19 protein-coding genes are annotated in these 12,140 nt (G+C 69.1%); 18 read left to right on the top strand and 1 reads right to left on the bottom strand.

All coding sequences use genetic code 11. The features are described from left to right. The first annotated feature begins 108 nt into the window (after positions 1–108). Complete coding sequence (locus ACFPZJ_RS07550) at positions 109–261, top strand: hypothetical protein (protein ID WP_381018857.1); 153 nt, start codon at positions 109–111, stop codon at positions 259–261. A 7-nt stretch (positions 262–268) separates the two neighbouring features. Beyond that, a complete protein-coding gene (locus ACFPZJ_RS07555; RefSeq protein ID WP_381018859.1) occupies positions 269–535 on the top strand; it encodes a hypothetical protein in 267 nt (88 codons plus the stop codon). Between the two features lie 77 nt (positions 536–612). Here ACFPZJ_RS07555 and ACFPZJ_RS07560 read toward each other — a convergent pair whose 3' ends face one another. Then, positions 613–1,047 (bottom strand): hypothetical protein, encoded by a 435-nt coding sequence (locus ACFPZJ_RS07560; RefSeq protein WP_381018861.1) that lies wholly within the window; start codon positions 1,045–1,047, stop codon positions 613–615. Positions 1,048–1,205: 158 nt separating this feature from the next. On the opposite strand from ACFPZJ_RS07560, the gene ACFPZJ_RS07565 reads away from it, so the two are divergent. The 16 genes from ACFPZJ_RS07565 to ACFPZJ_RS07640 all read left to right on the top strand — a co-directional run bounded on the left by ACFPZJ_RS07565 (position 1,206) and on the right by ACFPZJ_RS07640 (position 12,022). After that, positions 1,206–1,625 carry a hypothetical protein gene (locus tag ACFPZJ_RS07565; RefSeq protein WP_381018863.1) on the top strand — a complete coding sequence of 140 codons (420 nt, stop codon included), beginning with the start codon at positions 1,206–1,208 and terminating at the stop codon, positions 1,623–1,625. 74 nt (positions 1,626–1,699) lie between these two features. After that, on the top strand, positions 1,700–2,248 hold the full coding sequence (locus ACFPZJ_RS07570) for a helix-turn-helix domain-containing protein (protein WP_381018865.1): 549 nt from the start codon (positions 1,700–1,702) through the stop codon (positions 2,246–2,248). Further along, positions 2,238–3,515, top strand: coding sequence for a PBSX family phage terminase large subunit (locus ACFPZJ_RS07575; protein ID WP_381018866.1), 1,278 nt, complete (start codon positions 2,238–2,240; stop codon positions 3,513–3,515). The genes ACFPZJ_RS07570 and ACFPZJ_RS07575 overlap by 11 nt, the downstream gene beginning before the upstream one ends. A 77-nt stretch (positions 3,516–3,592) precedes the next feature. After that, a complete protein-coding gene (locus tag ACFPZJ_RS07580) occupies positions 3,593–3,724 on the top strand; it encodes a hypothetical protein (protein WP_381018868.1) in 132 nt (43 codons plus the stop codon). Continuing rightward, entirely contained in the window at positions 3,705–5,219 is a 1,515-nt protein-coding gene (locus tag ACFPZJ_RS07585) for a phage portal protein (RefSeq protein ID WP_381018870.1), read from the top strand. Before ACFPZJ_RS07580 ends, ACFPZJ_RS07585 begins: the two co-directional genes overlap by 20 nt. A gap of 34 nt (positions 5,220–5,253) precedes the next feature. Beyond that, positions 5,254–6,339, top strand: a complete 1,086-nt coding sequence (locus ACFPZJ_RS07590; RefSeq protein ID WP_381018872.1) for a phage minor capsid protein — start codon at positions 5,254–5,256, stop codon at positions 6,337–6,339. A 93-nt stretch (positions 6,340–6,432) separates the two neighbouring features. Continuing rightward, positions 6,433–7,218 carry a hypothetical protein gene (locus ACFPZJ_RS07595; RefSeq protein ID WP_381018874.1) on the top strand — a complete coding sequence of 262 codons (786 nt, stop codon included), beginning with the start codon at positions 6,433–6,435 and terminating at the stop codon, positions 7,216–7,218. Positions 7,219–7,230: 12 nt separating this feature from the next. Next, positions 7,231–8,145 (top strand): major capsid protein, encoded by a 915-nt coding sequence (locus ACFPZJ_RS07600; protein WP_381018876.1) that lies wholly within the window; start codon positions 7,231–7,233, stop codon positions 8,143–8,145. 71 nt (positions 8,146–8,216) lie between these two features. Further along, entirely contained in the window at positions 8,217–8,648 is a 432-nt protein-coding gene (locus tag ACFPZJ_RS07605) for a hypothetical protein (RefSeq protein ID WP_381018878.1), read from the top strand. Further along, entirely contained in the window at positions 8,648–9,157 is a 510-nt protein-coding gene (locus ACFPZJ_RS07610; protein ID WP_381018880.1) for a hypothetical protein, read from the top strand. Before ACFPZJ_RS07605 ends, ACFPZJ_RS07610 begins: the two co-directional genes overlap by 1 nt. Positions 9,158–9,221: 64 nt before the next feature. After that, complete coding sequence (locus tag ACFPZJ_RS07615; RefSeq protein WP_381018881.1) at positions 9,222–9,890, top strand: hypothetical protein; 669 nt, start codon at positions 9,222–9,224, stop codon at positions 9,888–9,890. Continuing rightward, a complete protein-coding gene (locus ACFPZJ_RS07620; protein WP_381018883.1) occupies positions 9,890–10,210 on the top strand; it encodes a hypothetical protein in 321 nt (106 codons plus the stop codon). The genes ACFPZJ_RS07615 and ACFPZJ_RS07620 overlap by 1 nt, the downstream gene beginning before the upstream one ends. Before the next feature lie 11 nt (positions 10,211–10,221). Continuing rightward, positions 10,222–10,572, top strand: coding sequence for a hypothetical protein (locus tag ACFPZJ_RS07625; protein ID WP_381018885.1), 351 nt, complete (start codon positions 10,222–10,224; stop codon positions 10,570–10,572). Continuing rightward, positions 10,569–11,003 carry a minor capsid protein gene (locus tag ACFPZJ_RS07630; protein WP_381018887.1) on the top strand — a complete coding sequence of 145 codons (435 nt, stop codon included), beginning with the start codon at positions 10,569–10,571 and terminating at the stop codon, positions 11,001–11,003. Before ACFPZJ_RS07625 ends, ACFPZJ_RS07630 begins: the two co-directional genes overlap by 4 nt. Positions 11,004–11,012: 9 nt before the next feature. Continuing rightward, positions 11,013–11,486, top strand: coding sequence for a phage tail tube protein (locus ACFPZJ_RS07635; protein WP_381018889.1), 474 nt, complete (start codon positions 11,013–11,015; stop codon positions 11,484–11,486). After that, the gene (locus ACFPZJ_RS07640; protein WP_381018890.1) at positions 11,486–12,022 is read left to right on the top strand and encodes a DUF7426 family protein; all 537 of its coding nucleotides are present in this window, start codon (positions 11,486–11,488) and stop codon (positions 12,020–12,022) included. The genes ACFPZJ_RS07635 and ACFPZJ_RS07640 overlap by 1 nt, the downstream gene beginning before the upstream one ends. Positions 12,023–12,140 lie beyond the last annotated feature (118 nt).

Here is a 12,140-nt window from a genome sequence, read left to right on the forward strand (position 1 = left end):
CGGTCTACCGCCGGATCTACCGGCCCATCTACCCCGGGGCGGCCGTCCTTCCGCCAAGTCGTCCGGCCGCCCCGGTGCCCATCCCAACGAAGAGACAGGACCGCCATCATGGCCTTCCGCCGATCCGTTCCCCAAGCTGAGCTGCGCGCCAAGCTGACGCCCGAGCAGCAGGCGCGGCACGGCACCGACTACCAGGCGTCGCGTGGCGGCTGGCTGAAGCCCACGAAGAAGCCCACCCCGGCCAAGCCGAAGAAGGGATGATGTGGGGATGAGCGACCCCACCGTCCTGTACGACGTCACAGAGCAGGTCCGCGACGCCCTCGTGTCCGCGCCGCTCATCGGCTGGACCGGCGACCGCAACTACGAAGTGGCGGCCACCCACGCCGCGAGCATCGCCCTGTACGAGGTGGCCGACATTCTGCGGGAACGGGCTGAGGTCTACGCGTCTGAGGGGAAGCACGAGGGCGCCCGCGCGCTGATCAACGAGGCCGATCGAATCGCCGACCGCGAACGAACCCGCCCGCACTGCCCGTAGTCCTGCCACTCTGGCGGCCGCGCCGGGTAACGCCCGGCACGCAGGCCCCGCCGTCTTCCCCTGTGGACGGCGGGGCCTTACGTCAGTCGCTTCCCCGTTTTGCGTCCTTGTCCGGACACGATGACGAAGGGCCTGATGTCTGAGCGTCTGCATCCACGGACGTGGCAGATGCGCTCAACTTCGTGGTTGGCGATGTACCAGCTTGTCTCGGCGTATGGGTCGATGCGGAAGGGGAGAGCCTCAACCCCCGGCAGCGGTGCGCTGTCTGCTGCGGTGGTAGCCCCTCCAGGCAGCAGGAGTCCCCACGAGGTGATGGTCGCTGGAGACCGTCCTCGGTTCGTGGCCGACACCGCAAGGAACTCCTCTGTGCTCATCTCACCCCCTATCACGGGGATGGCGTAGTGAGTCCTGACTTGGATGACGGGGCCAGTGCGCAGCCATGAGATGAATTGCCAGACCAGCGCGATGACGCTGACGAGGAGGGCGCCGATAGATATGAGCAGGCTTGCCATGGGCTGATGCTAGGCGTCTCGCCCCCGCTGACGAGCTGACATTGCTTGACGTTCTAGCGGATCGTGCCTCACCATGGGCCGCAGATCTGGCATGCCCGGAAACGATCAACCCGGGTGAGGCATGATGCCCCCTCAGCCACACCGTTCCAGGGGGGAACATGCAACTCCGGTACACCGCCGTAGCCGTCGCCATCACCGCGCTCGCACTCACCTCGTGCTCCAGCAACGGCACCGAAGAGAGCAGCGACCAGAAACCCAAGGCGTCCGCCAGCGCCCGTGAACTCACGCAGGCCCAGAAGGACAAGCTGCTGAAGGACGCTGGCATCCCGCCCGAGCCGACCGGCGCCAAGCGCGCCGAGCTGCTCCAGGCCCTCGCCGCGGTCAACCCGGACATCGTGAAGCACGAGGACAAGGCCATCGGAGCCGCGCAGAACCAGTGCGCTGCGATCAACCGTGAGGGCACGCGTTTGGACCACTGGGCCGCCGAGCGCTTCACGTACAGGGACGTCACGACGACTGAGGCGCAGGGCAAGCAGATCAACGAGACCCTGAAGCGCATCGGCTTCTGCAAGGTCTGACACACCCCACGAACTGGCCCGGCCGGCTTCCGTTCCCCGGCCGGGCCTTCGCATGTCCGGATGGAGGTGCCCCCGTGACGCGACCCAAGGTCAGCAAAGGCGGGCTCGTCACCGACGAGGAACGCGCCGAGATCATCCGCCTCCACGGCGAGGGCAAGGGCCGCAACGAGATCGCCCGCATCACCCGCCGCTCGCAGCGCACCGTCTCCCTCATCTGCGCCGAGGAAGGCCTCACTTTCGACACCAGCATGACCGAGGAAGCCACCCGGCACCGCGTCGCCCAACTCGCAGCTCTCCGCACGGAAACCGCGGTCTACCTCCACCTCGACGCCTTGCGCCTCACCCAGCAGATGTGGGAGCCCGGAAAGATCTACAACTTCGGCGGCAAGGACAACACCTACCGCGACAAGGACGTCGACGAGCCGCCGGCCATCGACAAGAAGAACCTCATGGCCGCGGCAGGCATCGCGCTGGAAAAGTCCCTCAGGCTCGTGCCACCGCTCACCGAGAACGGCGAGGACGACGCCCGCTCGATGCTCGGCAAGATGATGACCGGCCTCCAGCAGGTCTGGAACGAGCAGCAGGCGGCCGCCCGTGGAGACGAGGGGGACGATGCTTCGTGATCTCCCCGTTCCTCTGTCGCTGAAGCAGCTCGACTACGTCGTCAACTCCACGGCCTTCGTCAACCTGGCCGAGGGCAGCATCCGCTCCGGGAAGACCGCAAGCAGCCTGCTGCGGTGGCTGATGTACGTGGCCACCGCGCCCCGCGGCGGGGAACTCGTCGTCGTCGGCCGCACCCGCGACTCCCTGAACCGCAACGTGTTCGGCCCGCTCATGGACCCCGCCCTCATGGGGCCGATGGCCAAGTTCACGAAGTACACCAACGGCGCGTCCACCGCGACGATTCTGGGCCGGACGATCCACGTCCTGGGCGCCTCGGACGCCAAGGCCGAGAAGGTGCTGCGCGGCCTAACGTGTGCGGGCGCGTACGTGGACGAACTCACGGTCATCTCGGAGGAGTTCTTCCAGCAGCTGATGGGCCGCTGCTCCGTCGAGGGTGCGCAGATCTTCTGCACGACCAACCCTGACTCGCCGGCCCACTGGGTCCGCGCCCGGTTCCTCGACCGGCTGGACCGACTGCCGGACTGGCGCGTCTGGCACTTCAAGCTCGACGACAACCCCGCCCTCTCCTCGACGGTGAAGGACCGCTACCGGCGCACGTACACCGGGCTCTGGTACCGGCGGTTCATCCTCGGGGAGTGGGTCGCGGCCGAGGGCGCCGTGTTCGACATGTGGGACCCGACCAAGCACGTTGTCCCCTGGGCACAGCTCCCGGCGATGCAGCGTCTCCTGGCGCTCGGCGTCGACTACGGCACCACGAACGCCACCGCTGGCCTGCTCCTCGGCGTCGGCATCGACCGGCGGCTGTACCTAGTCGACGAGTGGCGGCACGACCCGAAGCACGACCAGCAGCGCCTCACCGACGGGCAACTGTCGGCGGGCCTGCGGGACTGGGCGCAGCAGCAGCACCTCCCGCGAGGGGGCCCGGCCGTACCGGAGTGGTGGGTGGTCGATCCGTCGGCCGCGTCGCTGCGGCTCCAGCTGTACCGCGACGGCGTGTCCCCGCACCCGGCGGACAACGACGTCTCCCGCGGCATCAGCCTCATGGCGACGCTGCTCGCCGAGGGCCAGCTCGCGGTGTCGGACCGCTGCAAGGGCTTCATCCGCGAGGCGCCGGGCTACTCCTGGGATCCGGCCGCGACGGAGAAGGGCGAGGACAAGCCGATCAAGGTGGCGGATCACTCGCTCGATGGCGGCCGGTATGCGGTCGTGACCACTGAGGCGCTGTGGCGTCCGCTCGTTCGCAGTGCTTTGGAGGTGGCTGCCTAATGCCCGCTGAGATCAAGCTGCCTGTGCACGTTCGCGCAGGCGACACAGAGGCGTGCTGGGGCAGCGTCACGGTGTCCTTGACCAACGGCCGTGTCGAGGAGTCGACCTTCCGCCGCGAGATGGCCGCGTTCCTGCGTGCGGCGGCCGACCACCTGGAAAAGCCGGGTGAGCCCCACGAGGAGGTGCCGGATGCCACTGCCCACGGGTAACGTCCCCTGGCCCCCACCCCACCTCAAGCCCGCCCTCGACACCATGCACGCCTGGGACACCTGGTGGAGCGGCGACCCTGACCGTCTGGAGTCCCTCTACGGCGGCAGCACGATCGGCGGTCTGGACCCCAAGCCGGTCCAGTTCGCCGGCGGAGTCGTCGGCCGCCTCGCCCGCTGGTGGTGGGGCACACCAACCGGCGCGGGCGAGCGCCGCACGAAGGTCCACGTCCCGATCGCCAGCGACATCTGTGCGGGCAGTGCCAACCTGCTGTTCAGCGAGCCACCGAAGTTCACCGTCGACGGCGAGACCACGACGAAGCGGCTCGACGAGCTCACTGACGACGGCATGCTCGCCACCCTACAGACGGCTGCTGAGATCGGCTCCGCGCTGGGCTCCGTCTACCTGCGGCCGGTCTACGACAAGACCCTCGCTGACCGGCCGTGGCTCGATGCAGTCCACGCCGACCGCGCGGTACCGGAGTTCGTGTGGAGTCGGCTGCGTGCGGTGACTTTCTGGAGGATCGTCCATGAAGAAGACGGTCAGGTCTGGCGGCACCTGGAGCGGCACGAGCCGGGCCGCATCCTGCACGGCCTATACCAAGGCACGGCGGGCAAGCTCGGCCGGGCGGTGCCGCTGCAGGACCACCCCGACACCGAGGGCCTCGCTGGCGTCGTCAACGACGAGTCGTTCGTCGAGACCGGCTACCAGCAGCTCGACGTCGCGCACGTCCCCAACCAGCTCTCTCGCCGCTGGCGAGGCAACCAGGCCCTAAAGGATTTGGGCCGCAGCGACCTCGACGGTGTCGAGACGCTCATGGACCAGCTCGACGAGACGTACTCCTCGCTGATGCGGGACATCCGCCTCGGCAAGGGCCGCATCGTCGTCCCCAACGCCTATCTCCACAACAATGGGCCCGGCCGCGGTGCCACCTGGAATCCCGACCAAGAGGCATTCGCTGGCATCGACATGCTGACCGGACCGGACTCCGGCAAGCAGCTCACCGTCGCGCAGTTCGAGATCCGTGTACAGCAACACCTCGACACCGCTGCGGACCTGATCAACCAGATCCTCCGCAGCGCTGGATACAGCGGGCAGACCTTCGGACTCGGCGGCGACGTCGCCGTGACCGCCACGGAGGCCGTGTCCAAGGAACGCCTGTCGATGACGACCCGGGGCCGGAAGATCCTGCGGTGGCGTCCGGCGCTCGCTCACGCCATTGAGGCGCTGCTGGCCGTCGACCAGCAGGTGTTCGGCGGTGGCGTCCAGCCGCAGCGCCCGAACGTGGAGTTCGAGGACTCGGTGCAGGAGGACCCGCTCCAGCTGGCCACCACGGTGGAGATGCTGACCCGGGCACAGGCGGCCTCGGTCGACACGAAGGTGCGGATGGTGCATCCGGAGTGGGACGACCCGATGGTGCAGCAGGAAGTCGACCGGATCCTGCAGGAACAGGGCATGGCCGTCCCTGACCCAATGCAGACCGGCGAACTCCCGTAGAAGGTGGTGGTCGGCGGTGCCCGTCTCCCCGGCCATGGCCGAAGACCTCGCGGCCGCCGTCGCCGACCTGTACGAGGCAGCCGAGGCCGTCCTCATTGAGCGGATCCGGCGGGCCCTCGCGGACGGCATCGACAGCCCGACGTGGGTACAGCTCAAGCTCGCAGCCGTCGGCCACCTTCAGACGGCTATCGAGGAGATCATCGCGGCGCTTCAAGCCGACGCGTCCGGGGCGGTCCGCCAAGCCGTGAGCGAGGCGTACGAGCGTGGCGCGCAGGCCGCTGTCGTCGAACTCGGCGCGCTCGCCCCGACGGTCGCCGCGATCCCGCCCGGCACGCAGACCGTGGACCGGCTCGCGCAGGCCCTGATCGACGACACGGGCCCGGTCCACCTGCGGATCCTGCGGCAGACGATGGACGTCTACCGGCAGGTAATCGCTCAGGCGGCAGCGGCCCCGGCGCTCGGGGCGCAGACACGGCGGAAGGCCGCGCAGGCGGCGCTCAACCGATTCGCCAACCAGGGCATCACCGGGTTCGTGGACTCGCGCGGCCGCGCTTGGGACATGCGCTCGTACGTCGAGATGGCCACTCGGTCGGTGCTGGGCCGGGCAGCGATCGAGGCTCACACGGATCGTCTCGGGGCGGCTGGCATTGACCTGGTGGTCGTGTCGGATGCTCCGGAGGAGTGTCCGCTGTGCAAGCCCTGGGAGGGGAAGGTGCTCAGCCGGTCGGGTGGCCCGGGTGAGCGCACGGTGCAGGTCGAGCACGCCACGGAAGACGGCCGGACGGTGTCGGTCTCCGTGGCGGGCTCCCTGCCCGAAGCCCGTGGCAAGGGCCTAATGCATCCGAACTGCCGCCACACGATCTCGATCTACCTGCCCGGCCTGACGAGGCCGCGGCCGAAGCCGCCGAGCCGGGGGACGTACGAGCAGACACAACAGCAGCGGTATTACGAGCGGCAGATCAGGAAGTGGAAGCGTCACGTGGCTGCGGCGCTGGACGACAGCGAGCGGACAGCTGCGAACGCGCGGGTGCGCGCGTATCAGGCGCGCGTACGTGAGCTGGTCGCGCAGACCGGCCTGCCCCGAAAGCCGCATCGCGAGCAGCTCACGACCGCTCGCTGACCGACAGTCTTCCGCCCGCCGGGTGCGGGCCGGATCGCACACCCCCCGCCAGGCGCGGGGCCGAACATCCCGACGCGCACCAGGAGTGCACGCATGCAGAAGCGAACCCTTCCCTGGCACCGAGCTGGCTGGGCACACCCCTACGCCACGGGCCCTTTCGACCCGTACCTGTACGCCGACGGCGGGGACGGAGACGACTCCGGATCCGACAGCGGCGACAGCGATGACGGCGGCACGGACGACGCGGGAGACAACGACGCCGGCGGGACCGGCGACGACGACACCGCCTCCGACGACGGCAGCGACGAGAAGCCCAAGCCGAAGCCGCCCACACAGAAGGACGGCAACGAGGACCCGGCCGCGACGATCGCCCGACTCCAGAAGGAGCTCAAGGCGGCCAACGCGGACGCGGCCAAGGCCCGGACGAACGCGAAGAAGCAGGCCGCCGACGAGGCCCGCAACGAGATCGTCCAGGAGCTCGGCAAGGCGCTCGGCCTGGTCAAGGACGACAAGGAGACACCGCCTGACCCGGCCGCCTTGAAGGCGCAGATCGAGCAGGCCACCGCAGCTCACCGCGAGACCGCGGTCGAGCTGGCCGTGTACCGGGGCGCGTCGAAGTACGGCGCCGACCCGGACGCGCTCACCGACAGCCGGGCCTTTCTTCGCTCGATCAAGGACCTCGATCCGTCCGACGAGGGGTTCGCCAAGGCCGTCAACGCCGCCATCAAGAAGGCGGTCGACGACAACCCCAAGCTCAAGTCCGCTCCCGCAGCGCCGGAGCGGACCAGCAGCGACTTCAACGGCGGGGCCGGGGGCTCCTCCGAACCCGACAGCATCGACGAAATCCGCGCCGCGCGCCGCAAGCGCCGAGCCGGATAGGAGGCATGACCCATGGCCAACACGTTCCTGACCGCGCAGCAGATCGCGCGCCAGGCCCTCGCCAACCTGTACGAGACGACCGTCATGGCGAGCCTCGTGCACCGCGACTACGAGGCCGAATTCGCCCGCAAGCAGGGCGACGCGATCACCATCCGCAAGCCCACGACCTTCGTGGCCAACGAGTACAACAGGGCCAGCGGAATCACCGTCCAGGACGCGACGGAGAACAGCGTCAACATGACGCTGAACCACTTCGCCGACGTCTCCTTCGCCGTCACGTCGGAGGACATGACGCTGAAGATCCAGGACTTCGACGAGCAGCTCCTCACCCCGGCCATGGAAGCGATCTCCCAGAAGATCGACCGCGACATCCTGGCCCTGCGCGACGACATCGTCCAGGAGGTCGGCGTCGTCGCCGGGGACAACGAGTGGGCGTGGGACAACCCGCGCGTCCTCATCGACGCCGGCCGGGTCCTCGACACGCGGACGGTCCCGGCCTCCGAGCGGCGCGCCGCCGTGGGCCCGACCATCGCCGCGCGCTGGCTCGGCGACCCGCTGTTCCACGAGGCCGACAAGCGCGGTTCCACCGAGGGCCTCACCGAGGCGTCGCTCGGCCGCCGCGTGTTCGGGTTCGACCCGTACATGACGCAGAACATCGCCAAGCCCGCCCAGACCAGCGGCAACTCCACCACCGAGGTCGGCGTCGCCTTCCACCGGTCCGCGTTCGCCCTCGCCTTCCGGCCACTGGAGTTGCCGATGGGCGCCCGCGACGCGGCGATCGCGAACTACAAGGGCTTCGGTCTGCGCGTGGTCTACGACTACGACATGGACAAGAAGCAGATGGTCGTCTCCGTCGACTGCCTCTACGGCACCAAGACCCTCGACGCCAATCGAGCCGTCCTGGTCAAGGGCGCCGACGTCGCGTAACCCGCTCGCGCGCCCGCCCTGCGCTGGCGGGCGCGGGCGGGCCTGGACCTCATAGACGGAAGGACAGCCCAATGACCACGTACTTCAACCAGCGCACGGGCGACACCGTGACGATGAACGGCCGCTCGGCGCGGCTGGACGCCCTGGACAACTGGAAGGTCGTCGACGGTGACGAGGAACCGCAGATCGTCAACGACGGTGTGCTGTCACGGCCCACGCTGACGGCGCCTGGCGTGCACGACCCCTCCGCCGACGTGCCGACGACCAATGAGGAGCTGCGCGAGGAGAGTCCCGAGACCGGCGGTGGGCCGGCCGTCGGGCAGGAACTGACGACCACGGAGGACGGCCAGATCGCCGGGGTCGACAAGCCCCCCGCTCGGGGCGCTTCGAAGGCGGAATGGCAGGACTATGCCCGCCGCATGGAGGACGATGCGGAGCGGCAGTCGGACATCGAGGGCCTCACCAAGGAGCAGCTGGTGGAGCGGTACGGGGGCGGTAGCTGATGCCGCTCTCCAGCACTCTTGCGGTCGCCGCATTCACCGAGTTGTCGCAGGCGGCCGGGCTCGGCACCGGGAAGGTCCCGGTGGGGCTGTCCCGGTCGGCGACGCTCGGCTCGGGCACCGGCGCGGGCAAGGCCGACAAGGTGTACCAGGCGCGCCGCACGATCGCCGCGTCCGGCACCGATGACCTCGACCTCGCCGGTGTGCTCACCGACGCGTTCGGCGCAAGCATCACGTTCGCCCGGGTCAAGGGCCTGTTCATCGCGGCGTCCGCAGCGAACACGAACAACGTCGTGATCGGCAACGCGGCCACCAACGCATGGGCGACGCTGCTCAACGCGACCGGCACGGTGACACTGCGGCCCGGTGCAGTCCTCGCCGCCATCGCCGGGTCGGCGGACCCGACGACGTACGGCGTGACCGCGTCCACGGGCGACATCCTCCGCCTCGCCAACAGCGCGGGCGGCAGCACTGTCACCTACGACATCTGCATCGTCGGCGCGTCCGCGTAGCCGATCCGTACCGCGACGGGGGAGGCCCAGGCGTTGGGCCTCCCTCCCACCTGGAGGTTGCCTCATGCCCGATGTGGGAGACACCGTCACCGCCTCGCTGATCGTCGACCCGTACGACGCCACCACGGTCGCGACCCTGTCTGTCACCGCGCCAACCGGCACCGTTACAGCGCCCGCCACAGGCACTGCGGACGGTGGGAAAACGTGGACAGCGCCGCTCACCTACACGGCGGCCGGCCTGTGGAGGCTGTCGTGGACGGTGACCGGCACCGGCGCCAGGGTTGAGCACGAGCTGGTATCGGTGGCTCCTGCGCCCAGGGCCGTGTCCGACGGCGGACGCGTGTACGCCACGACGACCCAGCTCGCCGACGCCCTCAACAAGGCACCACCGCTGAATGCGGTGGAGCTGCTGGAGCGGGCCTCGGCGCTGCTGGACTCGGAGTTCCTGAAGGCGGCCGTGTACGACGTCGACGTCGACGGGATGCCGACCGACCCGGACGTTGCGAAGGCGTTCGCTGCGGCCGTGTGCGCGCAGGTCGAGTTCTGGGGTGAGGTCGGTGTCGAGACGGACATCTCCGGGCCGTTGCAGGGTGTCAGCATCGGCAGCGTGCAGCTGCAGTACGGCGCTGGCGACAACCGGTCCGGGCCGTCGTACTACGCGCCCGGGCTGATGCGGGCTCTGTCGGGCCTGCCTGCGGAGAAGTTCCGCATGGCCGTCATGGGTGGGTACTGATGCCCAGTCTGCCGCGCCGCTTCCTGGTGCACACGATCACGATCGAGGACTACCTCGGCGGCACCAGCAAGGGCCCCAAGTACGCGGCTCCGCGCACCGTGCGCTGCCTCGTGGACGAGCAGACCCGAGCCGTCCGCACGCCGGGCGGCGAGCAGGTCACCTCGACGTCGACCGCGTACGCCGGGCCGGAGGAGAAGACGGCGCCGCCGCTGTCCCGGGTCACGCTGCCATCCGGCCGGGTCACGAAGGTGATCCAGACGAAGAACCGCGACGGCGGCGGCCTCGGCACCCCGAACCACGTGGAGTTCCAACTCGAATAGTGGGAGGCCACATGCCGCAGAACTTCCGGTTGCGCTTCAACGGGGCTGCGGCATCGCGGGAGCTGCGCCAGGGCGCGGCGCGTGGCCTGTACCTCGCTGCCGAACACGTCCTCGGCGAGAGCAATGAGGTCGTTCCGCTCGACGAGGCCGCGCTGCAGCGCTCCGGCACGGCTAGCGTGGATCCCCCGTCGCTGACCGGGATGGTCAGCTACGACACGCCGTACGCCGTCATCCAGCATGAGCGGCTCGACTTCCGCCACGCGCCGGGCCGGACCGCGAAGTACTTGGAGAACACGCTCAACACCAGCCGCGCCGAGGTCGCAGCGATCATCGCCGCCGAAATCAGGCGGGCGATGCGGTGAGCGGATACACCAGCAGCCTCCTCGACGGAATCGCCGGTCTCCTCGCTGAGGCCGGCGTCGGTGTGTTCAGGCCCGACGGCGTGATCTCGGACCCCGACACCGGACTCTTCCGCGGCGTGATCCCTGACGAACCGGACCGGGCGATCGGCATCACCGCGTACCCGGTCGAGGACACCGACCTCACGGACGCGATCACCGGAGTGCAGTTCCGGATGCGCGCGGGCCGTGATCCAGACGCGATCGACGACATGGCGGACGCCGTGTTCGACGCGCTGCACAACCGCCAGCACTACGAAGCGGGCGGCGTGCACGTCGCCCTGTCGTGGCGGCAGTCGCAGGCGTGGATCGGCCAGGACGCTCACGGGCGCATGGAGCTGACCAGCAACTACTACTTCCGGACCGTGCGGTCCGGGTCTCACCTGATCGACTAGGAGGACCGCATGTCCACCCCCACCCCGATCACCGCGCTGGCCCGCCGCTGGCGGCTGGAGATCGACATGTCCGCAGCCAAGGACGGCTCCGACTGGCAGCTCGTCCCGGGCGTCACGGAGTTCTCCCCGGCGGCCGAGCCCAACATCGAGGACTCCTCGGACTACGACAGCGACGGCTGGGCGGGCAACACCAAGACGGGCCAGTCCTGGGAGTTGGGCGTCACGATCAACCGGCGCATCAACGATCAGGTGAAGGTGTACCACCCGACACACGAGGCGTTCCGGATCGCCTCGTTCTCCTTCGGCTCCGCCTCGCAGGTCCACATCCGCTACTACGACCGCAACGGCCTTCCCGAGGCGTACGAGGGCACCGCCCTGGTCCAGTGGGCGCCGTCCGGCGGCGAGTACACCGCCCTGGATCAGGTCGAGATGACGCTGACCGGCGACGGCCCGCTGCTCCTGATCACGAATCCGGTGGCCTGATGACCAACAACACCACCAGCTTCGAGGCGCTCGACAACTTCCTCGACGAGTACCTCGAACTGCCCGTCAAGGGACGCGACGGCCAGACCCGCGTCTATCGGATCGAGGACCCCTCCGCCGAGGACGGCATCCGCATCGAGCGGATCACCTCCCTGGCGGCCCGGCTCGCCGCCGGCGGCGGGAAGGCGCCCGACGCTCCGGTCCTGGACGACAAGGAAGAGCTGGACCTGTACCGCATGTGCCTCGGCGACGCGTACGAGCCGCTGATGCGCGAGGTCAAGTGGGGCCCCTTCAAACACGTCGCTCTCACAGCGATGTTCTGGGTGACCACCGACAAGGACACCGCCCGCCAGTTCTGGAAGACCGGCCAGCAGCCGGGAAAAGCCCCGAACAGGGCGACCCGTCGGCAGGCGTCGCGCGGCTCCTCGGCGTCGGCTGCGGCGAATACGACCCAGTCACCGGCCTCTACGAGTGGTACGAGGGCGGCATCCCAGCGCCGAAGCAAGGACGGACGGGGCAAAGCACGCCGGACCTGACCTGGGACCGGCTGCTGGAGCAGTGGCCGCTCATCGAGGCCGACCTGCACTCCGAGTACGGCATCGACGTCGGCTCCGGCATCCTCCGCCGCCGCTCCTGGCGCTGGCTCCAGGTCCG

The organism is Streptomyces bullii (assembly GCF_042657145.1).
Lineage (GTDB): Bacteria > Actinomycetota > Actinomycetes > Streptomycetales > Streptomycetaceae > Streptomyces > Streptomyces bullii.

Bases quoted from the DNA above. Each gene is read 5' to 3' on its own strand.
- ACFPZJ_RS07600 (WP_381018876.1), top strand. From the start codon at position 7,231: ATGGCCAACACGTTCCTGACCGCGCAGCAGATCGCGCGCCAGGCCCTC.
- ACFPZJ_RS07605 (WP_381018878.1), top strand. From the start codon at position 8,217: ATGACCACGTACTTCAACCAGCGCACGGGCGACACCGTGACGATGAAC.
- ACFPZJ_RS07550 (WP_381018857.1), top strand. From the start codon at position 109: ATGGCCTTCCGCCGATCCGTTCCCCAAGCTGAGCTGCGCGCCAAGCTG.
- ACFPZJ_RS07565 (WP_381018863.1), top strand. From the start codon at position 1,206: ATGCAACTCCGGTACACCGCCGTAGCCGTCGCCATCACCGCGCTCGCA.
- ACFPZJ_RS07560 (WP_381018861.1), bottom strand. From the start codon at position 1,047: ATGGCAAGCCTGCTCATATCTATCGGCGCCCTCCTCGTCAGCGTCATC.
- ACFPZJ_RS07640 (WP_381018890.1), top strand. From the start codon at position 11,486: ATGACCAACAACACCACCAGCTTCGAGGCGCTCGACAACTTCCTCGAC.
- ACFPZJ_RS07610 (WP_381018880.1), top strand. From the start codon at position 8,648: ATGCCGCTCTCCAGCACTCTTGCGGTCGCCGCATTCACCGAGTTGTCG.
- ACFPZJ_RS07555 (WP_381018859.1), top strand. From the start codon at position 269: ATGAGCGACCCCACCGTCCTGTACGACGTCACAGAGCAGGTCCGCGAC.
- ACFPZJ_RS07615 (WP_381018881.1), top strand. From the start codon at position 9,222: ATGCCCGATGTGGGAGACACCGTCACCGCCTCGCTGATCGTCGACCCG.
- ACFPZJ_RS07575 (WP_381018866.1), top strand. From the start codon at position 2,238: ATGCTTCGTGATCTCCCCGTTCCTCTGTCGCTGAAGCAGCTCGACTAC.
- ACFPZJ_RS07590 (WP_381018872.1), top strand. From the start codon at position 5,254: ATGGCCGAAGACCTCGCGGCCGCCGTCGCCGACCTGTACGAGGCAGCC.
- ACFPZJ_RS07625 (WP_381018885.1), top strand. From the start codon at position 10,222: ATGCCGCAGAACTTCCGGTTGCGCTTCAACGGGGCTGCGGCATCGCGG.
- ACFPZJ_RS07620 (WP_381018883.1), top strand. From the start codon at position 9,890: ATGCCCAGTCTGCCGCGCCGCTTCCTGGTGCACACGATCACGATCGAG.
- ACFPZJ_RS07585 (WP_381018870.1), top strand. From the start codon at position 3,705: ATGCCACTGCCCACGGGTAACGTCCCCTGGCCCCCACCCCACCTCAAG.
- ACFPZJ_RS07635 (WP_381018889.1), top strand. From the start codon at position 11,013: ATGTCCACCCCCACCCCGATCACCGCGCTGGCCCGCCGCTGGCGGCTG.
- ACFPZJ_RS07595 (WP_381018874.1), top strand. From the start codon at position 6,433: ATGCAGAAGCGAACCCTTCCCTGGCACCGAGCTGGCTGGGCACACCCC.